Source organism: Albimonas donghaensis, assembly GCF_900106695.1.
GTDB classification, from domain to species: Bacteria; Pseudomonadota; Alphaproteobacteria; order Rhodobacterales; family Rhodobacteraceae; genus Albimonas; species Albimonas donghaensis.
In genome coordinates, this window is the sequence record NZ_FNMZ01000008.1 from 158,403 (window position 1) to 182,535 (window position 24,133).

Consider the following 24,133-nt stretch of genomic DNA (forward strand, 5'->3'; position numbering starts at 1 on the left):
AGGATGAAAGGAGGCCGCCGATGGTCACCCGACTGCCCCCCGTCGACGCCGTCATGGTCGGGTTCGGCTGGACTGGCGCGATCATGGCCCAGGAGCTGACCGACGCCGGCCTCGACGTGCTGGCGCTGGAGCGCGGAGGCTGGCGCGACACGCCCACCGACTTCCCCACCACCCATGCCCAGGACGAGCTGCGCTATTACTGGCGGCACGAGGGGTTCCAGGCCGAGAACCGCGCCACCGTCACCCTGCGCAACAAGGAGGGCCAGACCGCGCGGCCCATGCGCCGCTGGGGCAGCTTCCTGCCGGGCACGGGGGTCGGCGGCTCGGGCGTTCACTGGAACGGCATCACCTACCGCTTCCTGCCCTCCGATTTCCGCACCCGCTCCCACAACGAGGAACGCTACGGTCCGCTGCCGGAGGACATGACCGTCCAGGACTGGCCCGTCTCCTACGACGAGCTGGAACCGCACTACGACCGCTTCGAGAAGCTGTGCGGCGTCGGCGGCGTGGCCGGCAACGTCAACGGGGAGATCCGCCCCGGCGGCAACCCGTTCGAGGGCCCCCGCAGCGACGACTACCCCAACCCGCCCATGCATATGACCTTCGCCCAGCACCGCTTCCGCGAAGCGGCCGAGGGGCTGGGCCTGAACCCCTTCCCCGTGCCCTCGGCCAATATGAGCCGGGCCTACACAAACCCGCTGGGCTGCCAGCTCGCGCCCTGCACCTATTGCGGGTTTTGCGAGAAATACGGCTGCGGCAACTACTCCAAGGCCTCGGCGCAGACCACGATCCTGCCGGTGCTGATGCGCAAGCCCAACTTCCGCCTGCGCACCGAGGCCGAGGTGCTGCGCGTCGAGCGGTCGCGCGACGGCGGTCGGGCCACCGGCGTCACCTTCATCGACGCGCTGGGCGAGGAATTCTTCCAGCCCGCCGAGATGGTGTTCCTGTGCGCCTACCCGCTGGAGAACGTGCGCCTGATGCTGCTCTCGGGCATCGGCGAGCCCTACGACCCCGCCACCGGCCGCGGGCAGCTGGGGCGCAACTACTGCTATCAGGTGATGTCGGGGGCGGACGTGTTCTATGAGGACGAGCACGTCAACGGCTTCGTCGGGGCCGGCGCGCTGGGCATGGTGGTCGACGACTACAACGGCGACAATTTCGACCATTCGGGGCTGGGCTTTATCCACGGCGGCTACATCTCCTGCACCACCACCAACGCCCGGCCGATCGAATCCCACCCCACGCCCGAAGGCACGCCGAAATGGGGCGCCGCGTTCAAGGCGGCGGTGAAGGAGAACTTCCTCAAGAAGACCTCCGTGGGCGTGCATGGCGGATCGATGGCCTGGCGGAGCAACCGCCTTGACCTGGATCCGACCTACAAGGACCATCTCGGCCGGCCGATCCTGCGCATGACTTACGATTTCACCCCCCAGGACCTGGCGATGTCGAGCTACGTCACCGACAAGGCCATGCGGATCGCCGAGGGCATGGGCGGCAAGACCGTGAACCGCAACAAGCGCGACGCGCCCTACGACTCGATGCCCTACCAGACCACCCACAACACCGGCGGCACGATCATGGGCGCCTCGCCCGGCGACAGCGTCGTCAACCGCTATCTGCAAAGCTGGGATGTCTCGAACCTGTTCCTGATGGGGGCAGGCGCCTTCCCGCAGAACGCCGGCTACAATCCCACCGACACGGTCGGCGCGCTGACCTACTGGTCCGCCCGACACATCGTCGCCGACTATCTGCGCAACCCCGGCCCGATGGTGCAGGCATGAGACGCAGGCCCCCGCTGCTCGCCCTCGCCGCGCTCGCCGCCGCCCCGGCCGTCGCCGTCGCCGACCAAACCCAGTTCGGAGAGGTCGAGCGTGGCCGCTACCTCGCCACCGTCGGCAACTGCATCAGCTGCCATACCGACGCCGAACACGGCGGCGCCCCCTTGGCCGGCGGCCGGGCGATGGAGACGCCCTTCGGCACGATCTTCACGCCCAACATCACCTTCGACGACGAGACCGGCATCGGGCGCTGGAGCCGCGACGACTTCTGGCGCGCCATGCGCAGGGGCGAAAGGCCGGACGGCGCGCAGCTCTACCCCGCCTTCCCCTACCCGTGGTTCACCCGCATGCCGCGCGAGGACGTGGACGCGATCTACGCCTATCTCTCCACCCTGCCCACCGAGACCAGGCCGAAGCCCGAGAACGCGCTGCCTTTCCCACTGACGGTGCGCGAGACGGTGGTCGCGTGGAACGCGCTTTATTTCGAAGAGGGGCCGTTGCCTCCCGCCCCCGACCGCTCCGACGCATGGCTTCGCGGGCGCTATCTGGTCGAGGGGCCGGGGCATTGCGGCGCCTGCCACAGCGACAAGAACATCGCCGGAGCCAGCGCCGAGACCCTGCTGGGGACCGTGAAGCCAGACGCCCACCTGACCGGCGGCGTGCTGGAGAACTGGCTCGCGCCGGAAATCCGCGGCGGGGAGGGCGGCCTGCTGTCGGACTGGACCGCGGAGGATATCGCAGCGTTCCTTGGCGAGGGGCGCAATCGCCATAGCTCCGCGCTGACCCGGATGGGCGAAGTGGTGACCAACTCCACGTCCCGGATGACACGGGACGACCTTCTGGCGATCGCCACCTATCTGAAATCGCTCAAAGGCCCGGCGCGCGACACGGTCGAGGCGGCCGAGCCCGCGGCGATGAAAGCCGGCGAGGCGATCTACATGGACGCCTGCTCGGCCTGCCATGGCCGCGACGGCGGCGGCGTGGAGGGGATGTTCGGCCGGCTCGACGGCTCGGCCAAGGCGAATTCCGCGGATCCGACCACGCTGATCCGCATCGTGCTGGAGGGCGCGCGCTCCCAGCCTTCGGACCGCTATCCCTCGCCGATCTCGATGCCGGCCTTCGACTGGAAGCTCTCCGACCAGGAGGTCGCCGATGTGCTGACCTATGTCCGCCAGAGCTGGGGCAACTCCGCCGCCTCGGTCGCGGCGGAGGAGGTCGGGGACCTGCGGGACAAGCTAACCGCCTCGCATTGACCGGGTGGGGGCGGGCCCGCCCCGCTCTTCGCCGGCCCCCGAGGGGGAAGCACGACTTCCTGAAGCGGGCGGAGGCGCAGGTCCGCGTCTTGCTCTTCGCCACGCCCCGCTCCGGACGTGACCAGGGGCTCGCTCGGAGCCCCCGCCCTGGCTACCGCTCCCCGCCTTCCGGCTCTGCGAGCATGAGCGTTATGGCGTAGCCGTCCTCCTGGAACAGGGTCTGGGCGAAGACGGCGCCGCGGAACCGGCCGGCGAGCCAGTCCTCGGGGCGGGCCTCCTCCATGCAGCTCAGCCGGTCGGCGCCTGACGCCGGCAGCAGATGGCCGATCGCGTCGCCCCTCCATGCCGCGGTCCGGGAAAAGGTCTCGCTCTTGTCGAGGTAGAGCACCTCGCCATTGCGCGTGAAGAGGATGGTCAGCGCGTGCTCGAGGTCGGCTGAGCGTTTCAGGTGTCAAACGGCACGCAATCAGGACCCCCTATCGGCGTGCAAAAAGGACCCCTCTGATGAGCATGGCGGCTGACCTGCCGGATCGACGCGGAGCCGTAGGCGGAGCGTCGATCCGGCAGGTGGGGGCGTGTTTGGATCTGCGTCCTGGGTCAGGCTCGGTTCTTGAAGCGCCAGCTCTCGTTGCCGGTCTCGACGATGTCGCAATGGTGGGTGAGCCGGTCGAGGAGGGCGGTGGTCATCTTGGCGTCGCCGAAGACGGTGGGCCATTCGCCGAAGGCGAGGTTCGTGGTCACGATGACTGAGGTGCGCTCGTAGAGTCTGCTCACGAGGTGGAAGAGCAGCTGCCCGCCAGACTGGGCGAAGGGGAGATAGCCGAGCTCGTCGAGCACAACGAAGTCCAGACGGCACAGGTGGTCGGCGATACGGCCCTGCCGGCTGGCACGGGCTTCGGCGTCGAGCCGGTTGACGAGGTCGACGACGTTGAAGAAGCGGCCGCGGGCGCCGCGGCGGATGCAGGCGCGAGCAATCGAGATGGCGGCATGGGTCTTGCCGGTGCCGGTCCCACCAACCAGCACGACATTGCGCTGCTGCTCGATGAAGCCCCCCGCGGCGAGATCGCGGACCAGCGTCTCGTTGATGTCCGCGGCGTCGAAGTCAAAGTCCTCGAGGTCCTTGGCCAGCGGCAGCTTGGCGACCGTCATCTGATACTTGATGGAGCGCGCCTGCTTCTCGTCGATCTCGGCCTTCGGCAAGTCGCCGACGACCTGCTGCGGCTCGTGCTGGCGCTTCACCGCCGTGGTCAGGACGCCGTCGTAGGCGCCGCGCATGCCGTAGAGTTTGAGTTCGCCCATGGCGGCGAGGATGTCTGATCGTTCCATCAACGGGCTCTCCTGAGGCTGTCGTAGCGGGCGCAGTCAGCGACGGGCGGGCGCCGCAGCCGCAGCGCCTCGGGCGTGGCGATCGTCGGCGGCGGGCCGGTGTCGCGGCTGCGGGCGAGGATGTTCAGCATGACGTCGGCGGAGTGCACGCCCTGCTCCAACGCTTCCGCGCAGGCGGCCTCCACGGCGGGCAGCCCGTCGGTCAGCGCCGCGCTGAGGATTCGCACCATCTGCCGGTCGCCGTCCGGCGCCGCCTTCAGCTTGCGCCGGATGCTCTGGATCGAGGCCGGCAGCTCCCAGTCCTTGAACGGAACGCCGTTGCGCAGGGCCCCGGGCTTGCGCGCCAACACCGGCACGTAATGCCAGGGGTCGTAGACCGTGCCGCCGCGGCCGAAGGCGCGGGCGTGCTCGCCAACGATGCGGCCCTCCTGTCGGAGCTCGATGCGCTGGGCGTAGGCGCGGATCTCCACCGGTCGGCCGACGGCGCTCGCATCGACCGAGTACTTGTTGTTGTCGAACCGCACGAGGCACGTCTTGGAGACCGCCGCCGGGATCGCGTGGAAGCCGTCGAAGGGACCGCGATACGGTACGAGGTTGGCCTGTTCCTCCTGGAAGACCTCCCAGATCGTCTTGTCGGCGATCTCGGGATGTGGCCGCGCCTTCGCCCACTCGGTGCAGCGGTCGGCAAGCCAGTCGTTGAGCTCCTGCAGGCTCTTCACCCGCACCCGCGGCGCGAAGAAGTTCTGCCGTACCGTGCCGACCTGGTTCTCGACCTGGCCCTTCTCCCAACCGGAGGCCGGGGTGCAAGCCACCGGCTCGACCAGATAATGGCCGCACATCTGCTGGAAGCGGCGATTATAGGCGCGCTCCCTGCCGACGAAGATCGCGTCCACCGCCGTCTTCATGTTGTCGTAGATGCCTCTGGTGCAGGCGCCGCCGAAGAACGCGAACGCCTTGTCGTGCGCGTCGAACACCATCTCCTGGGTCTCGCGAGGATAGGCCCGCACGAACGGCATCCGGCTATGGCAGAGCCGCATGTGCGCCACCTTGATCGTGACCGTCGCCCCGGCGATCAGCACGATCTCGTGGCTCCAGTCGAACTGATACGCCTCGCCCGGATCGAAGCTCAGCGGCACGAAAGCCGCTGCCGTGACCGCGCTCTCGCGTCGGCGCCATGATGCGGCGTAGCGCCGGACGGCGTCGTAGCCGCCCTCGTAGCCCAGCCCACGCAGGTCCTCGAAGATCCGTGTCAGCGTGACCCGCTCGCGGGCGCTCCGCCCCACGTTCGCAGCAAGAAGGCGGTCGAGCTCGTCCGTCCATGGCCCGAGCTTCGGTTGTGGCTGCACGCTGCGCTGATAGCTGAACGCGGTCTCGTCCGACCGCGGCGCCTTCCTCACAACCTTCCGAGACAGCCGCAGCTCCCGGCAGATCTCTTTGATGCCCTTGCCCTGAACGAAATACGCCCGGCGGATCTTGGCGACCGTCTCCACAACCAGCATCCCAATCTCGGCTCCCAGATCAGACCTGGAAGCACTGTGGACCACTGTCTCGGAGGGGGCCCTTTTGGAAGCCGATCAGCCCCGAAAAGGGGGCCTTTTTCCACGCCTATCCACACCCGGGCTTCCATCGCGCTAAACGCCGCGATATAGCGCTCCTTCCAGCGGGCAGATTCAGCGCCGGTGAAGCCCATCGCGAGGAAGGGGAAGCCGTCGCGGATCATGTTGACGGCGGGCATGTCGCGCTCGGTTGCGCCGCCCCTCTCCCGAATTTTCGTGGGCGCAAATTTGCGTTCACGGAACTCGGGGCTGCAATCGAGCCCCTTGACCGCCCGCAGCACGTCGGCGTGCCGCTTCTCGAACCGATCGGCCGCGTCCAGGCTGGACACCACCGCCACGCCGTCGACCTCGATGACCTCGGGGAGGCCCATGTTCGCGTCGGCCACAGCCCATCCCTCCCCGTTTCCCCATCGCGCCCGACCTCGGCCGCGAGTTTCCGCAGATCCTCCAGCGCCTTGAGCTTCTCCGGCGAGAACCGCCGCGGGGGGGCGGGGCGCTTGGCCCAGTCGATCTCCTCCATCGGCTCGATCCGCTGCCGCGCGGCGGCGAGCGGGTGGAGAGCAGGGTCTCGACAGCCTCGACGTGGATCATTTCGTCGACCCGATCATCCGGCGCCCAATCGCCCCATTGAGCCAAAGCGAACGCGTCCAGACAGCCGCCGATCTTCTCAGAAATCCCTGGGAGCACGCGGACCAGAGCCCTCCATCGGTAAGCCACCTCCATCGCCGCCCTCGAAAGCTTTGACTGCTGAAAATCGACCGTCAACTCGGCTGACGCCCCGCTCCTGGGCTCGTTTAGCCGCGTAGGGGTGGCGGGGGCGGTGCTTAATCAGAGGTGAATCCTGCCCTGGGGGCGATAGGGGCGAGGGGGGTGGCCGCGGCTTCCCGCTCGCCGGCGAGGCGGCGCAGCGGCTCGTTGAAATACGACGGGGATGCGGGCGGCTTCCCTCTGCGGCTGGCCGTGACCAAGGCGATGCATTCCACGATAACGTCATCCGAAAGCCCAAGGCTGCGCCATGACATCAGACGAGTGGCCAGATGGAAACTGGCGAATGCCATGCCGAGGCTGGCTTGCCGGGCAGGGTCGGTCTCGTTCGGCACGCCGGCGGCGTCTCGGATTTGGTAGTAGATCGCGGTGGGGTCCACGCCGGCCTCGCGCGCGCCCGCGCTACCATCGCCAACCAGCTCGCCTTGAGCGCGTGAGCATTGGTGGTGGTGGTGGACGACGTCATGGTAGTTACCACCTTCTCCTCTAGATGGTTCTTTACGGTTCCTCGGAAGTGGGTTTCCGCCTTTAGCGTCGCTAACTTCCGCCTTTGGAGCGAGCCCATACTCGGTAGTAATCTTCCGGGTTCCCAGGTTTGAACGGCCGTAATTTTTGGAAGTCGGCTTCCGTGTTTCAGTCCCTCCGATTGTAAGACGGTAGCGGTTGGATACGGACTTCCCGCCCTTGGTCGACGGGCATTCGATCAGGCCCTTTTTCTCCAGCCCGCGAACGTGTGTGCGCGCTTGACGCTCGCTGAGGCGGGCTCTGACGGCCAGCGTCGCCATGCTTGGCCAGCACCAACCGTCGCCTCCGGCCATATCCGCAAGCGCCAGGAGGACGAGTAGCTCGCCTCCCGAAACCCTCGGTCTGACCAGGGTCCACACTGCTTCGCTAATCCGAACGTTCATTCCAGGCTCCGATCTCGTCGGCGAAGAGACCTTGGGTGTTGCGTGTGAACGCATCCACCCAGAGCGGCGGGGGGCGCTCGCCGCGGGCGCGGCTCAGGTCATCATTGTTGGTCATGCTGTCCAGTCATCCAAGATGACGTTGGTCCCGAGGCTGGCTCGCAGCGTCCGCGCGCCTCGCTGGCCGAAGCGGGCCAGCTGCCGGGAGTCGACGATCAAGAACCCTGTGCGGGACGCCACCCGGGCGTTCTCCAGCGGCAGTCGGCGTCTGCCACCGGGAAGCATGCCTCGGGCGCGTATCTCGGCGCGCCCAGGCCACACAAGGTCGTCACCCTATTCCGCCTGGGAGGACTTGCGGCTCTCGAGCCAGGCGAGAACGATGCTCTCGCGCCAACCGACGGCGCGCTTGCCCAGCCGGATGGGGCGGGGAAAGCTGCCGTCGGCGATCATCATGTAGATGGTGGAGCGGCTGAGGCTGATGAGAGTCTCAACCTCGCGACGACGGAGGATGCGGTCAATATGCGCCATGCTGGTCCCTGCTGATCGGGGACCTGCGCTCAAGAAAGCGCAAACCCCCAATACGATTTGGAGATCAGAGGGCGCTTCCTGCGTCGGCTCTTCAGAGAGATTGCCGGATGTTGTGTTCCGACGCAAGCCGGCACGCAACATTTGGAGCCGAGCGCGTCTTTCGCCCTGCGGCGCCCGTTGGCGGTGTCGACGGGGAATTGAAACTTCGGCGTCAACTCGCCAGCGCGACGACCTTCGCCGGCGGCCCGGCCACGAACTCCGCCCAACGGCCGAGCAAGGCGCGCCGATGCTCGAGGTGGTCGGTGCGGTTGTAGCTCCGCTCCACCTGCGTGCCGTGCGCATGAGACGATCAAGTTGATATCGAGACGACGCGGCATCCGAACGGAAAACCCGTCGTTCGATCGTGCGGGGGACCGTCGAAGCCAGTCCCCCGCGCCGTCGCTCAGGTCGCGCCGAACAGGCTGCGCGGGATGAGATAGGCTTCGAGCCCGCGTCGCCCCCATTCCTCGCCATTGCCCGACGCGCCCCAGCCTCCGAACGGCGCAGCGAAATCAGACGCCGCGCCGTTGATGTGCACCATGCCGGTCCGCATCCGCCGGGCGAACGCGAGCGCGCGCGACGAATCCGCCGAGGAGACATAGCCCGACAACCCGTAGCGCGTGGCATGAACCAACCGCAGGGCGTCCGCCTCGTCGCCATAGGCAAGAATCGCGAGCACCGGGCCGAAGACCTCCTCGCGGGCCAAAGCCATGTCGGGCGTGACCCCCGAGAACACGGTGGGGCGAATGTAGAACCCCTCCGCCGCCGATCCGGGCAGGTCCGAGGGGCGGTCCGGCCCGCCGCAAAGCAGACGCGCCCCGCCCTCGGCCGCCTCACGGATCATCATCCGCACCCGGTCGAACTGCGCGCGATTGGCCAGCGGTCCGAGGAACACGCCCTCCGCATCCGGCGGGCCGACCTTGAGGGACTCGGCGGCCCCGGCGGCCAGGGCCTCCACATCGGCCAACCGGTCCGCGGGGACAAGCAACCGGGTCGGCGCGTCGCAGCTCTGACCGGAATTGGCCATGCAGGCGCGCACCGCCGCGGGCACGGCCCTGTCGAAGTCGACATCGGGAAGCAGCACGTTCGCCGACTTGCCCCCCAGCTCCTGATGCACGCGCTTGACCGAGGGCGCCGCCGCCAACGCCACGGCCACCCCGCCCCGGTTCGACCCGGTGAAGGAGACCATGTCCACGTCAGGATGCGCGCTGAGCGTCGCGCCCGCGGTGCGCCCCTCCCCGATCACGAGGTTGAACACGCCTGCGGGAAGCTCCGCCTCCTCGAGGATCTCGGCGAAGAGCAGGGCCGACAGCGGCGCCAGCTCCGAGGGCTTCAGGATCATCGTGCAGCCCGCCGCCAGCGCCGGGGCGACCTTGCAGGCGATCTGGTTCATCGGCCAGTTCCACGGCGTGATCAGCGCGCATACGCCGAGCGGCTCATGGGTGACCAGCGCCGTGCCCATGGTCTCTTCGAACATATAGTCCTCGAGAACGCGGATCGCCTCTTTCAGGTGGCCATAACCGGCGCCGGCCTGGGCGCGTAGGGCGAGGCGGGCAGGGGCGCCCATCTCGGTGGAGATCGCGGCGGCCATCTCCTCCATCCGCCGCTTGTAGATCGTGGCGACGCGGGTCAGGGCGTCGATCCGGTCCTGGCGTGTGGTGGCGGACCAGGCGGGGAAGGCGGCGGCGGCGGCCCGGGCGGCGGCATCGGCTTCGGCGGCGCCGGCCAGGTCGAACCGGGCGTAGGGCCGACCGGTCGCCGGGTTGAGCGCCTCGAAGGGCGCGGGGGTGACGGGCGCGATCCAGCGCCCGTCGATGAAGCTTTCGCCCAGATGGGGCGAAGATGTGCAACCGCTCACGCTCAGCGCGCCGCGGTGACGATGAACTCGACGTCCAGCCCGGCGCGGTTCAGGTCGCCGGTATAGCAGGCCCGGCCCGGCGCGCAGCCCTCGGGCAGCCAGGCGTCCCAAGCTTCGTTCATGCCGTCGAAATGCTTCATGTCGGTCAGAATGATCTGAACCATCAGCAGGTTGGCCTTCGAAGTTCCGGCCTCGGCGAGGCGGGCGTCGATGGCGGCGAGGATCTCTTCGGTCTGCGCTTTGGCGGAGGCGCCGGGATTGGCCTTGGCCACCTGGCCGGCGAGGTAGACCGTGCCGTTGTGGATCGAGATCTGGGTCATGCGGGGGCCGACGCCGATGCGCTCGACGGTCGACTGGATCGTGGTGGTCATGCTTGGGAGGCCTTTGTTCGGAGCTTGGACAAGAAGGGATCGTTCGGCCCGGAAAGGTCCGGCCCGCTCGGGTCAGTTCGGCGCTGCGCGGGATGCAGGCGAGGTTGGACGGGATCAGGCGATCGCGACGTCCAATGACGCGGCCGCAGCGACCAGTGCCGTGCGGCGGCGTTCCAGGAGGCCGGTGTCGAGGCGGCCCGCGATGATGTCGGGGTCCTCGAGGCAGGCGATCAGAAAACGCAGATTGGTAGCGACCCCCTCGATTTCGACCGCGCGCAGGGTGGCCAGCGCGGCGCGGCGCGCGGCGTCGCGATCGGCGCCGCGCAGGATGATCTTGGCGATCATCGGGTCGTAGTAGGGGGTGATCTCGTCACCCTCGGCATAGGCGGTCTCGATGCGGAGATCCGGGCCCGGGGCTAGGGTGCGGAAGCGGCTCAGCTTGCCGGGAGAGGGCAGGAAGCCCTTGGCCGGGTCCTCGGCGTAGAGCCGGCATTCGATCGCATGGCCGGTCAGCATCGCCTGGGGCCCCGGCGCTGGCGAGCGCCCGGCCGCGTAGTCGAGTTGCATGCGCACCAGATCCACGCCTGCGGCCATCTCGGTCACCGGATGCTCGACCTGGATGCGGGTGTTCATCTCGAGGAAGAAGAACGCGGAGGTGGCGGCGTCGTAGACGTATTCCACCGTCCCCGCGCCCTCGTAGTCCACCGCCCTGCACAGGGCGACCGCAGCGTCGGCCATCGCCGCGCGCGTGGTGTCGGAGAGGCCGGGGGCCGGCGCTTCCTCGACCACCTTCTGGAACCGCCGCTGCAGAGAGCAGTCGCGTTCGCCGAAGGCCTGCGCGCCGGCGGCGCCCCAGCCGAAGACCTGCACTTCGACATGGCGGGCGTCGGGGACGAATTTCTCAAGATAAACGGTGGCGTCGCCGAAGGCCTTGCCGGCGGTGGCGCGGGCGGAGGCGAGCACCGCGGCCAGCCGCTCGGGCCGGTCCACCCGTCGCATGCCTATGCCGCCGCCGCCGGAAGCGGCCTTGATCAGCAGCGGGTAGCCCACGGCTGCTGCGGCGGCGCGGACCTGGTCCTCGGGGGCGTCTTCGGCGAACCGCGGGCTGCCGGGTGCGACGGGGACGCCGGCGGCGGCAGCGGCCTCGCGGGCGCGCTGCTTGTCGCCCATGCGCGCGATGGTGGCGGGAGCCGGGCCGATCCAGGTTAGCCCCGCCGCCTGCACGGCGGCGGCGAACTCGGCGCTTTCGGACAGGAAGCCGTAGCCCGGGTGCACCGCGTCGGCGCCGGACCGCGCCGCTGCCTCGAGGATCGCGTCGACGCGAAGGTAGCTGGCGCGGGCCGGCGCGGGGCCGACGATCACGCATTCGTCCGCATCCCGCGCATGCAACGACCCGGCATCGGCCTCGGACGCGATCGCGACCGTGGCCAGCCCGGCCTCGCGGCAGGCCCGGATCACGCGGCGGGCGATTTCGCCGCGATTGGCGACCAGCACTTTCTTCATGCGGGAGAGCTCCTTGAAATGGGCGCGGGGGGAAGACCGAGCGCACGGCCGCCGCGCAGAGCGCTTGCGGGTGCAGCGCGCAGGTCTCCGTTCGCCGCCCACAGGGCGCAGGCGGCGGGAGGAAAGGAGGCGGAAGCGGCGCCCGGCGCCGCGTCGCGGTATCGAAAAGCTACCCCGCGCTACTGGCGCGAGGGCGCGCGTCCGCCAGAGGCGGGCGGCGTGAGAACCCAGAGCACCCGGGCCTCCTCGTCGGTTTCGTTGTCGACCCGATGCCGAAGCATCGATGAGAATCGGAAGCTGTCTCCTTCGGAAAGCTCGTAGACGTCGTCTCCGATCAACAGCTTGATACGTCCCTTGATCACCACCCCGGCCTTCTCGCCCTGGTGGTTGTAGAGCGCCCCGCCGGAGGTGCCGCCGGGGGCGAACACGAACTCCCACATCTCCAGCAGGCTCGCGCCTGGGGGCATGAGGAACTGCTTGTCTATGCCTGTGGGCTTGAGCGTGAGGCGCCGGCGCTGATCGGCGCGCACGATATAGGGATTCGCACCCTCCTCCTGCGCATCGTCTCGGAAGAACTCGGTGATCGGCACCTCCAGCGCGCCGGCCAGAAGGCGCAGCGTGCGCAAGGAGGGCGTCGCCTGCCCCCGCTCGATCTGGCTGAGCATGGGCACCGAGATCATCGCCTGTTCCGCCAGCACGCCCAGAGACCACCCGCGACGTTGGCGCTCGAAGCGCACCACGGCGCCCACTTTCGCATCAGCGTCGGCATAGGCCTCCGGCTCGCCCCCGGAATCCGCTGTCCGAGCCGCCTCCCTGGCCTTCTTCGGGCCGGCCGGTCCGGGCGCCTTGGCGCTCGTTGTGCTCTTGCGCGGAGACGAGGCGCCAACTCCCTCTGCGTCCTTCTCGTTTTTTTTCAATGACATTCTTTTCCACCCTAGGCTTCAGCGGCTCTCCTCGGGCCTCGCCGGACGGGGCGGGGCTCGGCGAGATCACGCCGACATTAGTGTGGTGAAATTAGAGGCGTCAAGTTTTGATGTGAGCAAAAATTGGCTTGACAGAACTTATTCCGTGACGAAACTTCAAGGCACCGGATTTGATCAGATCGAACTGATTGAGCCCGCCGAAGCCCGTCCGCCTCTTCCCGCCCGGCGTGCGGCCGGCGTCAAGCGCCGCCCTCTTTTCCTTGCTGACGGAACCTGCCGCGCATGCTTCCCCCCCCGCTTTCCGATGCTCCGCTGATCCCGAAAGGGAACTGGTTCGAAGCGCATGCGCTTGGCCGGAGCTTCGACCATCACTGGGGCCGCACGATCCGCGCCTCCGAGGCCACGCTGTTCGCGGCCCTGACGCTCAACTTCAATCCGCTGCACTTCAACCGGGAAGCCGCGGCGGCCGACGGCCATCCCGACGCGCCGCTGCCCTCGACCTTGGTCTTCGCGACGGTTCAAGGCCTTTCGGTGGAGGATCTGTCCGAAGTCGGAGGCGCCTTCCTCGGCATTGACGACATGGCGTTCGAGCGCCCGGTCTATCCCGAAGACACCCTTACCGCCCGCTCCGAGGTGATCGGCCTGCGCGACAGCCGCTCGAACCCCGAGATGGGCATCGTCACCTGGCTTACCGAAGGCTTCAACCAGCGCGGCGAGCGCGTGGTGTCGTTCAAGCGCACCAATCTGGTCCCTCGCGCGCCCCGCACCCAAGACACCGCCGCCCAAGGAGTTCCGGCATGACCGTTCACGCCACCGGCCTTACCCCGGACCGCGCCGCGATCCGCGATCACGCCCGCGAATTCGTGCGCCGCGAGATCCTGCCCCAGGTCCGCGCGCTGGATAACGCCCAGGCCGACATTCCGATGGCGATGCGCGAGAAGCTTGCCGAGATGGGCTATTTCGGACTGCTTATCCCGGAGGAGTACGGTGGCCTCGGGCTGGGCTGCTACGAATACTGTCTCGTCTCCGAGGAGCTGTCGCGGGCCTGGATGTCGGTGGGCTCGATCATCGTGCGCGGCAACCTGCTGATCGGCGCCCAGGCGATGAGCGAGGAGATGCGCCGCCGCTACCTGCCCAGGATGGCGACCGGCGAGATGGTCGGCGCCTTCGCCATGTCCGAACCCGATGCAGGTTCCGACGTGGCGGGTCTGAAGACTCGGGCGGTGAAGGACGGCGACAGCTACCGGATCACTGGAAACAAGTACTGGTGCACCTTCGCCAGGGAGGCCGATTTCCTGATCGTGGTCGCCCGCACCTCTCCGGCGCCCGAAGGCAAGCGGCACCGGGGCTTGTCGATGTTCATGATCGAGAAGCCCCGCGGCGAATTCCCCGAGGGCATCTCCGGAGCCCCAATCCCCAAGATCGGCTACTTCGGGATGAAAACCTACGAGCTCGCCTTCGACGAATTCGTGGTCGGCGCCGACCAGATGATCGGCGAGGAGGGGCAGGGCTTCTACTACGCGACCCAGGGGCTCGAATGCGCCCGCGCTCAGACCGGTGCGCGCTCGGTCGGCGTCGCCCGGGGCGCGCTGGAGGACGCCGTCGCCTACAGCCAGGAACGGGTGCAGTTCGGCAACCCGATCTCGGCCTTTCAAGAGACCCGTTTCAAGATCGCCCGCATGGCCAGCGATATCGAGGCGGGCCGCGCGCTGGTCTACGACGTGGCCGACAAGATCGACACCGGCACGCGCTGCGACCGCGAGGCGGCGATGGCCAAGTACTTCTGCACGGAGATGTCCGAGCGGGTGGCCTCGGACGCGCTCCAGATCCATGGCGGCGCCGGCTACACCAAGCTGCATGACGTGGAGCGGCACTGGCGCGACGCGCGTCTGACCAAACTGTTTGAGGGCACGTCCGAAATCCAGCTTCGGGTCATCTCCGACAGCATCCTGGGGAGGGGCTGAGCATGGCGCCTGACGCAGCCTCCATCCCCGCGCTGACCGGCCCGCGGGGCTATTTCGAGGACTTCGCCCCCGGCGCCCTGATGCGCCACGCCCGCGGCAAGACCATCGAGCCGTTGGAAAACGTGCTCATCACCAACATGACGCTGAACACCGCGGCGGTGCATTTCGACAAGGCCCTGATGAAGGACACGCCCTCCGGCAGGCGGGTGGTCTATGGCGGCGTCACCGCCTCGCTGGTGGTGGGGCTGTCGAGCCAGGACTGCTCGGAAAAGGCGCTGGCCGACCTGGAGATCACCGGGCTGCGGCTCAAGTCGCCGGTCTATCACGGCGACACGATCTACGCTTTCTCCGAGGTGCTGGAGACCGCCGAGGCCGACCGCGCGGACGCGGGCGTCGTCTCTTTCCGTCATTGGGGCGTGAACCAGGACGACGTGGTGGTGTGCGAGATGGTGCGCCGCTGCCTGATCCGTCGCCGTCTTGGAGCCGAGGCATGACCGGGGCGGTTCCCACGGGCGCGCTGCGCGACCTCAAGGTCGTGGACATGACCCATTTCCTGGCCGGCCCCTTCTGCACCATGATGCTTGCTGACCAGGGCGCGGACGTGCTGAAGGTCGAGCCGCCGTCGGGGGACGTCACCCGCACCTTCGGGCCGTTCCTGGAGGGCGATGAGGAGAAAGCCTTCGCGGGCTATTTCCACTCGGTCAACCGCAACAAGCGCTCGGTGACTGTCGATCTCAAGACCGACGCGGGGCGCGAGGCGCTGCTGGCCCTGATCGACGACGCCGACGTGATCGTCGAGAACTACCGCGCCGGGGTCATGGAGCGGTTCGGCCTGGGGTGGGAGGCGCTGCACGCCCGCAACCCCCGTCTCGTCTACGCGGCGATCCGCGGTTTCGGCGACGCCCGCACCCTGCCCAGCCCCTATGCGGACTGGCCCGCCTACGACGTGGTCGCCCAGGCCTTCGGCGGGGTGATGGCGATCACTGGCGAGCGCGGGGGCGCGCCGACCAAGGTCGGGCCCGGCATCGGCGACATCCTGCCGGCCATGCATTGCGCCTTCGGGATCATGTGCGCCGTGCACCACGCCCGCAACAGCGGAGAAGGCCAGTTCGTCGATATCTCGATGGCGGATTCGATCCTCGCGCTCTGCGAGCGCTCGATCCACCAGCACGCCTATTCGGGCATGGTCGCGGGGCCGGAGGGCAATCACCAGCCCTTCCTGTGCCCGTTCGGAACCTTCCCCACCGCCGACGGCGCCTGCACCATCACCGCCTATGACGACCGCATGTTCGCGCTGATGTGCCGGCTCTGCGGGCTGGAGGCGCTGGCCGCCGATCCCCGTTTCGGCAGCGTTGAGGGCCGGTTCGAGCATCGAGACGCGCTGATCGAGGCGATCTCGGCCTTCACCGCGACGAAAACCAAGGCCGAGATGATGGAGATCCTGGGCGGCCATGTGCCCTTCGGTCCTGTCTACAACACGGCCGAGATCTTCGTCGATCCGCACTTCCGGGCCCGCGAGATGCTGGTGGATCTGCCCCAGCCGGGCACGGACCGGACAGTCACCCTGGCCGGCACGCCGGTCAAGCTGGCCGCCACCCCAGGCGGCGTGCGCCAGCGTGCGCCCCGGCTCGGAGAACACACCTCGGCCGCGATGCAGGAGACGGGGCTCGACCCCGCCCGCATCGAGGCGCTGCGCGCGGCGGGCGCCTTCGGTCCCGTCGCCGCCGTCCCTACCCAGCAGAAGGCATCCGCATGACCTCCCCTTCCTCCCATCCCCTCGGCCTGCGTCCCGCCCGCCTGCGCCGCGTTCAGCTCGCCGTGCCCGGCTCCTCAGAGAAGATGATGGCCAAGGCCGCCGCCTCGGCCGCCGATCATGTCTTCCTGGACCTCGAGGACGCCGTCGCCCCCAACCGAAAGATCGAGGCCCGCGACCTGATCGTGAACGCGCTCAACACGCTCGACTGGGGGAAGAAGACCCGCTGCGTGCGCATCAACGCGCTGGATACCCCCTTCACCACCGAGGATGTGATCTCCTTGGTCAAGGGCGCGGGCGAGAACCTCGACACCCTGATGCTGACCAAGGTGAAGACCCCGCATGACATCCTCTATGTCGACACCATGCTGCGGCAGCTCGAGGAAAGCCTCGGCCTGAACAAGCGCATCGGGCTGGAAGCGCTGATCGAGGAGGTCGAGGGCCTGCAGAATGTCGATGCCATCGCGTCGAGCTGCGACCGGCTGGAGGCGCTGGTCTTCGGGATGGGCGATTTCTCGGCCTCGATGGGCACGCTGATCACGCCCGATGGCAAGGTCGGCCCCTATCCGGGGGACCTCTGGCACTACGCTCGATTCCGCATGACCATGGCCTGCCGCGCTGCGGGCATCGACGCGCTGGACGGCCCTTACGCCGATTTCCGCGACGAGGCCGGCTTCCGCGAGGAATGCTCGCGCTCGCTGACCATCGGGATGGTCGGGAAATGGGCGATCCACCCCAACCAGATCGCCTGGGCGCAGGATGTGTTCACGCCGGATGCCGAGGTCGTGGCGCATATGCGCAAGCTCGCGACCGCCTACGAAAAGGCCCAGGAAGATGGGCTCGGGGCGATCGCTGTGGACGGCGCGCTGGTCGACGCCGCCTCTATCCGGATGTTCGGCGCCACCCTGCGCGCGGCCGACCTGATCGGCATGTAAGCCGCGCTTGGCCCCGGCGCCGTGCCCCCGAGGCCACCCAGCCTTTCGCGTGACCCAGCCGGCGGCAAGACCGGCCGCGCCTTCTCGTCGGACGAGGCCCTGCGCTTCGTCCGGGAGTCCGCTCTTTGACTTCTCCTCTCACCTCAAGCTCCAACCGGGAACTTCTGACCATGCGCAATACCGTCAAGACACTGCTCGCGGCCGCCGCCGCCTTTGCTTTCGCCGCCCCGGCGGCTGCGGCCGACTACACGCTCAAGATGTCGATCGATGGGGGCCCCTCGCATCACCGCACCAAGGTCGCCGAACAGTGGGTCAAGGACGTGGCGGCGGCCACGGATGGCAAGCTCGAGATCGAGCTGTTCCACTCCGCCCAGCTGTTCAAGGACCGCGACGTGCCGCGCGCTCTGCGCCAGGGCGCGCTCGACATCGGCATGCCCGGGAACTGGGTGCTCGGCGGGCTCGACCCCAACAACGACATCTTCCTGCTGCCGATGTTCTACGGCATCCCGATCGAGGAGATGCACAAGATCTCCGACGGGCCCGTCGGCGAGGTGCTGGGCCAGACGCTGGCCGAGAAGCTGAACATCCGCATCATCGGCAAATGGCTCGACCACGGCTACTCGGACCTGCACGCGACGTACCCGGTGGAAAGCTCCGCCGACCTGGCCGGCAAGCGGGTGCGCAGCTTCGGCGGCGCCGGCACCGAGGCCCGGATCCGCGCCTTTGACGGCGACCCGGTGCTCATCCCCTGGGCGGATGTGCCGCTCGCGCTGAGCCAGGGCAATTTCGACGCGATGTACTCGGTCTCGGCCTCGGTGTCCTCGGCGAAGCTTTGGGACGCGGGCATCACCTATACCGTCGCCGAGAACGCCTTCTTCCACCAGTATCTGCCGATGATCTCGGAAAGCGCGCTTGAGGGTCTTCCCGAAGCGCTCGCCGCCGCGATCTTCGATACCTGGGCGGAGAACGTCGAGGCCTATCGCGCGATGACCGCCGCCGCGTCGGAGGACGCGCTGTCGGTGCTCGAGGCCAACGGCATCACCGTGGTCCGCCCGGCTCCGGCCGATCTGGCCGCCTCCCGCGAGATGCTGATGGAGACGCAGCCCGCCCTGGTGGAGCAGCTCAACATCGACCCCGCGCTGGTCGAGCAGGCGATCAAGGACATCTCGGCCGTGAACTGAGCCGGGCTCGCGCCGGAAGCCGCGTGCGGGCGGGAGCCTCGTCTCCCCGCCCGCACGCGGTCCCGGCCGCCGGCCTTGCCCAGGGTCGGCGCCCGCCTTCTCCCGCCGCCTCCCTTGCCCCACGGGACATGACCAAATGTCGAAATTCATCCGCGGCCTGATCGGCGCCATCGGCCTGTTCGCGCTGCTGACCTATTTCTACCAGATCGTCTCGACCTGGCTATTTCACGACTACGCGGTGATCTGGTTTTCGGAGGTCGCGGTCTACGGCCTGATGTGGGCGATGCTGGTCGCCGCCTCGGAGCTGGTCCGCGTCGACGGTCATATCCGCGCCGACTTCCTCGTTTCCCGGCTGTCCGCCGCGGCCCAGCGCCGGCTCGAGATATTCAATTGCTCGGTGGGCGTGGTGTTCGGGCTGCTGATGCTGTGGCACGGGACGTTTCTGACCCTGGACGCGTGGGAGCTGAACGAGCGTTCGCCCACCACGCTCGCCTTCCCGCTCTGGGTCTACTACAGCGCCATCCCCGTTTCGGGCGCGTTGCTGGCTCCACGTTTCGCGATCCGTCTGTGGCGTTGGAGCTTCCGATACGATCCCGGCGCGATGCGGCTCTCCCACCCGGCGGAGGTTTCCTGATGCCCATCCAGCTTTTCGGCGCGATGTTCTTCGTGCTGCTCGCCATCGGCATGCCGCTGTTCCTGGTGCTCGGGACCACCGGCGTTACCATGTACTGGCTCAACGACACGCCGCTGATCTCCGCCTTCCAGAAGATGCTCGACAGTCTGGAAAGCGAGACCCTGCTGGCGGTGCCCTTCTTCATGATGGCCGCCTCCTTCATGGAGAAGGGCGGCGTGGCCAAAGCGCTGATCGACTTCGTCAGCCTCGGGGTCGGGCGCGTGCCCGGCGGGCTCGCCATCGCGGCGGTCGCGGGCTGCACGCTGTTCTCGGCGATCTGCGGGTCCTCAGTGGCCACCGCCATGGCGATGGGCGCGATCCTCGCCCCGGCGATGCAGCGGCGCGGCTACCCGGCGGATTTCTCGCTCGGCATTCTCGCGGCCTCGGGCACGCTGGGGATTCTGGTGCCGCCGTCGCTGTCGATGATCCTGTTCGCGCTGATCGCCGACGAGAGCGTCCCGCAGCTGTTCCTCGCCGGCGTCGTGCCCGGCGCGCTGCAGGCGGGGATCTTTGTGGTCTACGCCATGGTCTACGCTCGCCGACACAACCTCCCGCGGGAGAAGCCTAAGTCCCGCGCCGAGAAATGGCGGATCGTGCGCGACGCGCTGCCGGCACTGTCGCTGCCCGCGATCATCGGGGTCGGCATCTACGGCGGCCTGACCACGGTGACCGAGGCCTCGGTGCTGGCGGCGATGGTCGCGCTGGTGATCTCGATCTTCTTCTACAAGGGTTTCCGCCTGCGCGACGCGATCTGGGAGATCTCGGACGCGCTGCGCGCCGCGGCGGCGATCGTGATCATCATCGCCACCGCGCTGGTGCTGGCGCAGTGGCTGACCGCCTCCGGCATCCCCACCGACATTGTCCGCGCGATGACCGATGCCGACCTGAAGCCCTGGCAGTTCCTGCTGATCGTCAACGTGATCCTGTTCGCCATGGGCATGTTCCTCGAAACCGTGTCGATCATGCTGATCACCCTGCCCATCCTGGTCCCGCTGCTGGCGCCGCTGGGCATCAACCCGGTGCATTTCGCAGTGGTGATGGTGATCAACATGGAGATGGCGCTTCTGACCCCGCCGGTGGGGCTGAACCTCTTCGTGCTAAGCAACGTCGCGAAGGCGCCGCTGTCCACCGTCAGCCGGGGGGTGACGCCGCTGCTTCTGATGATGCTCGTCCTGCTGATGCTCGTCACTTACCTGCCGGAGATTTCGCTCTGGCTTCCCGAACTCGTCTACGGGCGCTGAGCGGGGCCATCCCCCTCTCGCCGTCTCCAGGAAAGACCTGACCATGACCAGAACACCCGTGATCTCCGAAGTCTCCGGCACGGTCTGGGAGCTGCTCGCAGCCCCGGGCGACGTCGTCGAGGAAGGGCAGGAGCTGATGCTGATCGAATCCATGAAGATGGAGCTTGGGGTGATGTCCCCCGCCTCCGGGACCCTCGTCGAGATCCTGGTGGCCAAGGACGATCCCGTCGCCGCCGACCAGACCGTGATGGTGATCGCGTCATGAGCTTCGAGGACCAGATCTCCGACCTCGCGGCCCGGCGCGAGACCGCCCTCGCCATGGGGCCCGCGCCCCGCCACGAGAAGCGCCGCGAGGCCGGCGTGCTCAGCGCGCGGGAACGGGTGGCCCTGATGGTCGACCCCGACAGCTTCGCCGAATGGGGGCTGCTGGCCCGGTCCATGCACCCGGCCGACGCGGACCGATCCCCCGCCGACGGCTATGTCAGCGGCGCGGCCCGCATCGACGGGCGCGAAGCGGTGATCCACGCCGCTGACTTCACCACGCTGGGCGCCTCGACCTCCGCCATCGGCGACAAGAAGTTCCACCACGCCAAGGCCAACGCGAAGAAGAACGGCGTGCCGCTCGTGCTGCTCAACGAATGCGCCGGCTCCCGCATTCCCGACATTATGGGAGCGCAGGGTCTGCACCGCGCCGGCGAGCATTCGGAGCTCTGGCGCGACCGCTCCTCCCCCTGGGCCGCCGCGGTGCTGGGACTGACCTATGGCGACGGCTCGTTCTACGCCGCCATGTCGGACTTCGTGGTGATGCGGAAGGGCGCGGTGTTCGCGGTGTCCTCGGAGCATGTAACATCGGTGGCTCTGGCAGAGGAGGAGGACCCGAAGGTCTTCGGAGGCTGGGAGAGCCAGAGCAAGGTCACCGGGCTGGTAGACCGGGTGGTGGACACGGATGAGGAGGCGATCGCCGAGATCCGCAGGTTCCTGTCCTACATGCCCTCCCATGCCGGAGAGACGCCGCCGCGCACGGCGCCCGGCGCGCCGGGCGGCGACAAGGAGGACCTGCTCAAGCTCCTGCCCGAGAGCCCCCGGCGCGGTTACGACGTGCGCAGGATCCTGTCGGTGATCTTCGATGCGGACACGCTGTTCCCGCTGAAGGAGCATTTCGCGCCCACCGCCTTCACCGGGCTGGCGCGGCTGAACGGCGAGACGGTGGGCGTGATCGCCATCAACCCGATGCACAAGGCCGGGGCGCTGGACGCGGATTGCTGCGACAAGATCATTTCGCTGATCGTGCTCTGCGATAGCTTCAACATCCCGCTGATCACCTTCGCGGACACGCCCGGCTTCATGGTCGGCGCGGCGGGCGAGAAGAAGAAGATGCCCGGAAAGATCATGAACTACCTTCAGGCGCTGGGGGCCTCGACCGTTCCCAAGCTGTCGGTGATCATGCGCAAGTCCTACGGTCAGGCGCATCTGAACATGGGCGCCGGCTATTGCGACGAGATGGCCGCCTGGGTCACCGCCGAGGTCAGCCTGATGGGCCGCGGCCCGGCGATGAACGTGATCCATCGGCTCAAGCCTGGTCAGTCGCCCGAGACCTACGCCGACCTCGAGGCGCAGGTGGCCCGCGACACCTCGGCCTATGCGCTGGCGGACGCTTTCATGGCCCAGACGGTGATCGACCCGCGCGAGACTCGCGACTGGCTGATCCGCATGCGCGAGCTGCACCAGCGTCGTCCGGGCGGGGGGATCGGCAAACGCCGGCTCGCCGACTGGCCGACGACATGGTGAGCGTGATGGAGAGCCTCGATCTCGCCGACCGGGCCAGCTTCGATCTCTTCACCGAGGAGCGGCTGCGTATCGCCGATCTGGACATGAACGGCCATGTCAACAATGTCGCCGTGATCCAACTTATGGAAAACGCTCGCAATCTGTTGCTGGCGACCCGCACTCCTCTGACGCGAGGGCCGAAGCGGACCTTCATGCTGGTGCGGTTCGAGGTGGATTTCCGCGGCGAGTTGTTCCACCCCGGCGCGCCGGAGGCGGCGTGTCGCCTGCTGAAGCTGGGTTCGAAGTCGCTCACGCTCGGCCAGGCGGTGTTCGACGGAGCGCGTGCGACGGCCACCGGGCAGGCCGTGATCGTGAATGTCGATCGTATCACGGGCCGCGCGACGCCGTTCTCGGTCGAGGCCCGCGCCGCGCTGGAGGCCCTGTTGCCCTCATAGGCGCCCGAGGCCCCGAGGCTCGCGGAGGCAGGTTCTCATGCCCTGTTGCCGCGGGCCCGCTCTCCTTGCCGCCTTCTGCGAACAGTCCATGCCTCTTCCATTAGGACGCGTCCCCATAAACGGGATTCCCATGACCTCGCATCTTTGATTCAACCTCCGAAAGGAGGAGGTATCGATGCGCCGTCACGAACTGACCGACCGGGAATGGGCGATCATCCAGCCGCTGCTGCCGCAGAAGTCGCGGGGCGTGCCGCGGGTGGACGACCGCCGTGTGATCAACGGCATCCTCTGGCGGTTCCGCACCGGGACGCCCTGGCGCGACGTGCCCGAGCGCTATGGCCCGCGCACCACGCTGTACAACCGCTTCACCCGATGGCGTGCGGCCGGGGTCTGGGACCGCATTCTGGAAGCGATCTCAGAGGCCTATGACGGCGACATCGTGATGATCGACAGCTCCTGCGTCCGCGTCCACCAGCACGGGGCCGCGGTAAAAAGGGGGGTCCCGCCGAGGACGACGGCGGGCATGGCTGCATGGGACATTCCCGCGGGGGGCTGACCACGACGATCCACGCCCTGGTCGATGCCGAGGGCCGCCCCATCCGCTTGAAGCTGACGCCCGGCCAGGCGGGCGACGCGCCGGTGGGAACGGCGTTCGTCGCCGGGCTCGACGAGGGCGCGACCCTGATCGCGGACCGCGCCTACGACACAAACCCGATCCGCGAGGGCGCGGCGGCCCGCGGCGTTTGGGCGAACATCCCGCCCCGCGTGATCCGAAAGCAAGCCTTCAGCTTCAGCCCCTGAGCCTATCGTCAGCGCAACCTCGTCGAGCGCTTCTTCAACCGCATCAAACAGTTCCGCGGTCTTGCCACCCGATACGACCGCAGGCCCGACAATTACCTCGCCGCCCTCAAGCTCGCAGCCATCCGCTTCTGGATCGCGAAGATATGAGTCCGCGCCATAGGTCCGGCGGTTCGCCTTCGGCCCAGACACAGCTGAAGTTCTAGACCGGGCCATCGCACACGGCCACCGCGAAGTGGGCGAAGTAGGAGAACTCAGTGGACTCCATCTTGCCGCCGCCGCCCTTGATTCCGCCGGTGGACTGGGTGGTGGTGTTCTGCACCTCCTCCAGCTGGACGGCCGAGATGACTTCCCCCGACGAACGCGCGCGCGCCTCCACATAGGCCAGCGCCGTGCCTTCGTTGGACGTCATCACATCCAGGGACTGGAGACGCGGGCTGGTCACCTGCTGGATGGCCGCACTGCCCTAGAGCGGAATCCTACCAGTCTGGATCGTATCGGCATGCGCTGAAGCAGTCGGCGCATTCGGCGGGGGTGTAGGCGTCTGCGATGCGGCCGATG

General features: G+C 67.9%; 25 protein-coding genes and 1 pseudogene. 14 read left to right on the forward strand and 12 right to left on the reverse strand.

What is annotated here, in order from left to right; translation table 11 throughout:
* Positions 1–20: 20 nt before the first annotated feature.
* Positions 21–1,781: a GMC family oxidoreductase gene (locus BLV24_RS17675; protein ID WP_092684260.1), complete on the forward strand. Its 1,761-nt coding sequence runs from the start codon at positions 21–23 to the stop codon at positions 1,779–1,781.
* Positions 1,778–3,031, forward strand: coding sequence for a c-type cytochrome (locus BLV24_RS17680; RefSeq protein ID WP_092684262.1), 1,254 nt, complete (start codon positions 1,778–1,780; stop codon positions 3,029–3,031). The genes BLV24_RS17675 and BLV24_RS17680 overlap by 4 nt, the downstream gene beginning before the upstream one ends.
* A 151-nt stretch (positions 3,032–3,182) precedes the next feature.
* Here BLV24_RS17680 and BLV24_RS17685 read toward each other — a convergent pair whose 3' ends face one another.
* From BLV24_RS17685 to BLV24_RS17730, 11 genes are all read right to left on the reverse strand, one after another.
* Positions 3,183–3,419 (reverse strand): hypothetical protein, encoded by a 237-nt coding sequence (locus tag BLV24_RS17685; RefSeq protein ID WP_092684265.1) that lies wholly within the window; start codon positions 3,417–3,419, stop codon positions 3,183–3,185.
* A gap of 209 nt (positions 3,420–3,628) precedes the next feature.
* Positions 3,629–4,357: an IS21-like element helper ATPase IstB gene (gene istB, locus BLV24_RS17690; RefSeq protein ID WP_092684267.1), complete on the reverse strand. Its 729-nt coding sequence runs from the start codon at positions 4,355–4,357 to the stop codon at positions 3,629–3,631.
* Positions 4,357–5,856: an IS21 family transposase gene (istA, locus tag BLV24_RS17695; RefSeq protein ID WP_092684269.1), complete on the reverse strand. Its 1,500-nt coding sequence runs from the start codon at positions 5,854–5,856 to the stop codon at positions 4,357–4,359. The genes istB and istA overlap by 1 nt, the downstream gene beginning before the upstream one ends.
* Positions 5,751–6,299 (reverse strand): Rha family transcriptional regulator, encoded by a 549-nt coding sequence (locus tag BLV24_RS17700; RefSeq protein WP_092684271.1) that lies wholly within the window; start codon positions 6,297–6,299, stop codon positions 5,751–5,753. The genes istA and BLV24_RS17700 overlap by 106 nt, the downstream gene beginning before the upstream one ends.
* A gap of 438 nt (positions 6,300–6,737) precedes the next feature.
* Positions 6,738–7,586 (reverse strand): helix-turn-helix domain-containing protein, encoded by an 849-nt coding sequence (locus BLV24_RS17705; protein WP_176954808.1) that lies wholly within the window; start codon positions 7,584–7,586, stop codon positions 6,738–6,740.
* The gene (locus BLV24_RS22920; protein WP_281242939.1) at positions 7,570–7,701 is read right to left on the reverse strand and encodes a hypothetical protein; all 132 of its coding nucleotides are present in this window, start codon (positions 7,699–7,701) and stop codon (positions 7,570–7,572) included. Before BLV24_RS22920 ends, BLV24_RS17705 begins: the two co-directional genes overlap by 17 nt.
* Before the next feature lie 215 nt (positions 7,702–7,916).
* A complete protein-coding gene (locus tag BLV24_RS17710; RefSeq protein ID WP_092684275.1) occupies positions 7,917–8,111 on the reverse strand; it encodes a helix-turn-helix transcriptional regulator in 195 nt (64 codons plus the stop codon).
* Positions 8,112–8,553: 442 nt separating this feature from the next.
* The gene (locus tag BLV24_RS17715; RefSeq protein WP_245710643.1) at positions 8,554–10,008 is read right to left on the reverse strand and encodes an aldehyde dehydrogenase family protein; all 1,455 of its coding nucleotides are present in this window, start codon (positions 10,006–10,008) and stop codon (positions 8,554–8,556) included.
* 2 nt (positions 10,009–10,010) lie between these two features.
* A complete protein-coding gene (locus tag BLV24_RS17720) occupies positions 10,011–10,379 on the reverse strand; it encodes a RidA family protein (protein ID WP_092684277.1) in 369 nt (122 codons plus the stop codon).
* Positions 10,380–10,493: 114 nt separating this feature from the next.
* The gene (locus BLV24_RS17725; protein WP_092684279.1) at positions 10,494–11,882 is read right to left on the reverse strand and encodes an acetyl-CoA carboxylase biotin carboxylase subunit; all 1,389 of its coding nucleotides are present in this window, start codon (positions 11,880–11,882) and stop codon (positions 10,494–10,496) included.
* 179 nt (positions 11,883–12,061) lie between these two features.
* A complete protein-coding gene (locus tag BLV24_RS17730) occupies positions 12,062–12,805 on the reverse strand; it encodes a helix-turn-helix domain-containing protein (protein ID WP_092684281.1) in 744 nt (247 codons plus the stop codon).
* A gap of 282 nt (positions 12,806–13,087) precedes the next feature.
* Here BLV24_RS17730 and BLV24_RS17735 point away from each other — a divergent pair, with 282 nt between their 5' ends.
* The 12 genes and pseudogenes from BLV24_RS17735 (at position 13,088) to BLV24_RS17790 (ending at position 23,722) form a co-directional block, all read left to right on the forward strand.
* Positions 13,088–13,606 carry a MaoC family dehydratase gene (locus tag BLV24_RS17735; RefSeq protein ID WP_092684284.1) on the forward strand — a complete coding sequence of 173 codons (519 nt, stop codon included), beginning with the start codon at positions 13,088–13,090 and terminating at the stop codon, positions 13,604–13,606.
* Positions 13,603–14,769, forward strand: a complete 1,167-nt coding sequence (locus tag BLV24_RS17740; RefSeq protein ID WP_092684286.1) for an acyl-CoA dehydrogenase family protein — start codon at positions 13,603–13,605, stop codon at positions 14,767–14,769. Before BLV24_RS17735 ends, BLV24_RS17740 begins: the two co-directional genes overlap by 4 nt.
* A gap of 2 nt (positions 14,770–14,771) precedes the next feature.
* The gene (locus BLV24_RS17745) at positions 14,772–15,263 is read left to right on the forward strand and encodes a MaoC family dehydratase (protein WP_092684289.1); all 492 of its coding nucleotides are present in this window, start codon (positions 14,772–14,774) and stop codon (positions 15,261–15,263) included.
* A complete protein-coding gene (locus BLV24_RS17750; RefSeq protein ID WP_092684291.1) occupies positions 15,260–16,525 on the forward strand; it encodes a CaiB/BaiF CoA transferase family protein in 1,266 nt (421 codons plus the stop codon). Before BLV24_RS17745 ends, BLV24_RS17750 begins: the two co-directional genes overlap by 4 nt.
* The gene (locus BLV24_RS17755) at positions 16,522–17,457 is read left to right on the forward strand and encodes an HpcH/HpaI aldolase/citrate lyase family protein (protein WP_092684293.1); all 936 of its coding nucleotides are present in this window, start codon (positions 16,522–16,524) and stop codon (positions 17,455–17,457) included. The genes BLV24_RS17750 and BLV24_RS17755 overlap by 4 nt, the downstream gene beginning before the upstream one ends.
* A gap of 170 nt (positions 17,458–17,627) precedes the next feature.
* Positions 17,628–18,638, forward strand: a complete 1,011-nt coding sequence (dctP, locus tag BLV24_RS17760; RefSeq protein WP_092684295.1) for a TRAP transporter substrate-binding protein DctP — start codon at positions 17,628–17,630, stop codon at positions 18,636–18,638.
* A gap of 136 nt (positions 18,639–18,774) precedes the next feature.
* Positions 18,775–19,272, forward strand: a complete 498-nt coding sequence (locus BLV24_RS17765) for a TRAP transporter small permease (RefSeq protein ID WP_092684297.1) — start codon at positions 18,775–18,777, stop codon at positions 19,270–19,272.
* Complete coding sequence (locus BLV24_RS17770) at positions 19,272–20,552, forward strand: TRAP transporter large permease (RefSeq protein ID WP_092684299.1); 1,281 nt, start codon at positions 19,272–19,274, stop codon at positions 20,550–20,552. The genes BLV24_RS17765 and BLV24_RS17770 overlap by 1 nt, the downstream gene beginning before the upstream one ends.
* A gap of 43 nt (positions 20,553–20,595) precedes the next feature.
* A complete protein-coding gene (locus BLV24_RS17775) occupies positions 20,596–20,817 on the forward strand; it encodes an acyl-CoA carboxylase biotin carboxyl carrier protein subunit (protein ID WP_092684301.1) in 222 nt (73 codons plus the stop codon).
* Positions 20,814–22,340: an acyl-CoA carboxylase subunit beta gene (locus BLV24_RS17780; RefSeq protein WP_092684303.1), complete on the forward strand. Its 1,527-nt coding sequence runs from the start codon at positions 20,814–20,816 to the stop codon at positions 22,338–22,340. Before BLV24_RS17775 ends, BLV24_RS17780 begins: the two co-directional genes overlap by 4 nt.
* Before the next feature lie 5 nt (positions 22,341–22,345).
* Positions 22,346–22,774, forward strand: a complete 429-nt coding sequence (locus BLV24_RS17785; protein WP_176954809.1) for an acyl-CoA thioesterase — start codon at positions 22,346–22,348, stop codon at positions 22,772–22,774.
* A gap of 175 nt (positions 22,775–22,949) precedes the next feature.
* A pseudogene (locus tag BLV24_RS17790) lies at positions 22,950–23,722 on the forward strand (IS5 family transposase).
* Between the two features lie 52 nt (positions 23,723–23,774).
* On the opposite strand, the gene BLV24_RS17795 reads toward BLV24_RS17790, so the two are convergent.
* A complete protein-coding gene (locus tag BLV24_RS17795) occupies positions 23,775–23,984 on the reverse strand; it encodes a hypothetical protein (protein ID WP_092684307.1) in 210 nt (69 codons plus the stop codon).
* Positions 23,985–24,133: the final 149 nt, after the last annotated feature.

What these genes read in the sequence shown, in the direction of transcription:
- BLV24_RS17725 (WP_092684279.1), bottom strand. Translation starts at nt 11,882, where the DNA reads ATGAAGAAAGTGCTGGTCGCCAATCGCGGCGAAATCGCCCGCCGCGTG.
- BLV24_RS17750 (WP_092684291.1), top strand. Translation starts at nt 15,260, where the DNA reads ATGACCGGGGCGGTTCCCACGGGCGCGCTGCGCGACCTCAAGGTCGTG.
- BLV24_RS17770 (WP_092684299.1), top strand. Translation starts at nt 19,272, where the DNA reads ATGCCCATCCAGCTTTTCGGCGCGATGTTCTTCGTGCTGCTCGCCATC.
- istA (WP_092684269.1), bottom strand. Translation starts at nt 5,856, where the DNA reads ATGCTGGTTGTGGAGACGGTCGCCAAGATCCGCCGGGCGTATTTCGTT.
- BLV24_RS17780 (WP_092684303.1), top strand. Translation starts at nt 20,814, where the DNA reads ATGAGCTTCGAGGACCAGATCTCCGACCTCGCGGCCCGGCGCGAGACC.
- BLV24_RS17775 (WP_092684301.1), top strand. Translation starts at nt 20,596, where the DNA reads ATGACCAGAACACCCGTGATCTCCGAAGTCTCCGGCACGGTCTGGGAG.
- BLV24_RS17755 (WP_092684293.1), top strand. Translation starts at nt 16,522, where the DNA reads ATGACCTCCCCTTCCTCCCATCCCCTCGGCCTGCGTCCCGCCCGCCTG.
- BLV24_RS17730 (WP_092684281.1), bottom strand. Translation starts at nt 12,805, where the DNA reads ATGTCATTGAAAAAAAACGAGAAGGACGCAGAGGGAGTTGGCGCCTCG.
- BLV24_RS17710 (WP_092684275.1), bottom strand. Translation starts at nt 8,111, where the DNA reads ATGGCGCATATTGACCGCATCCTCCGTCGTCGCGAGGTTGAGACTCTC.
- BLV24_RS17765 (WP_092684297.1), top strand. Translation starts at nt 18,775, where the DNA reads ATGTCGAAATTCATCCGCGGCCTGATCGGCGCCATCGGCCTGTTCGCG.
- BLV24_RS17745 (WP_092684289.1), top strand. Translation starts at nt 14,772, where the DNA reads ATGGCGCCTGACGCAGCCTCCATCCCCGCGCTGACCGGCCCGCGGGGC.
- BLV24_RS17705 (WP_176954808.1), bottom strand. Translation starts at nt 7,586, where the DNA reads ATGAACGTTCGGATTAGCGAAGCAGTGTGGACCCTGGTCAGACCGAGG.
- BLV24_RS22920 (WP_281242939.1), bottom strand. Translation starts at nt 7,701, where the DNA reads ATGACCAACAATGATGACCTGAGCCGCGCCCGCGGCGAGCGCCCCCCG.
- BLV24_RS17680 (WP_092684262.1), top strand. Translation starts at nt 1,778, where the DNA reads ATGAGACGCAGGCCCCCGCTGCTCGCCCTCGCCGCGCTCGCCGCCGCC.
- istB (WP_092684267.1), bottom strand. Translation starts at nt 4,357, where the DNA reads ATGGAACGATCAGACATCCTCGCCGCCATGGGCGAACTCAAACTCTAC.
- BLV24_RS17795 (WP_092684307.1), bottom strand. Translation starts at nt 23,984, where the DNA reads ATGACGTCCAACGAAGGCACGGCGCTGGCCTATGTGGAGGCGCGCGCG.
- BLV24_RS17720 (WP_092684277.1), bottom strand. Translation starts at nt 10,379, where the DNA reads ATGACCACCACGATCCAGTCGACCGTCGAGCGCATCGGCGTCGGCCCC.
- dctP (WP_092684295.1), top strand. Translation starts at nt 17,628, where the DNA reads ATGCGCAATACCGTCAAGACACTGCTCGCGGCCGCCGCCGCCTTTGCT.
- BLV24_RS17735 (WP_092684284.1), top strand. Translation starts at nt 13,088, where the DNA reads ATGCTTCCCCCCCCGCTTTCCGATGCTCCGCTGATCCCGAAAGGGAAC.
- BLV24_RS17785 (WP_176954809.1), top strand. Translation starts at nt 22,346, where the DNA reads ATGGAGAGCCTCGATCTCGCCGACCGGGCCAGCTTCGATCTCTTCACC.
- BLV24_RS17740 (WP_092684286.1), top strand. Translation starts at nt 13,603, where the DNA reads ATGACCGTTCACGCCACCGGCCTTACCCCGGACCGCGCCGCGATCCGC.
- BLV24_RS17675 (WP_092684260.1), top strand. Translation starts at nt 21, where the DNA reads ATGGTCACCCGACTGCCCCCCGTCGACGCCGTCATGGTCGGGTTCGGC.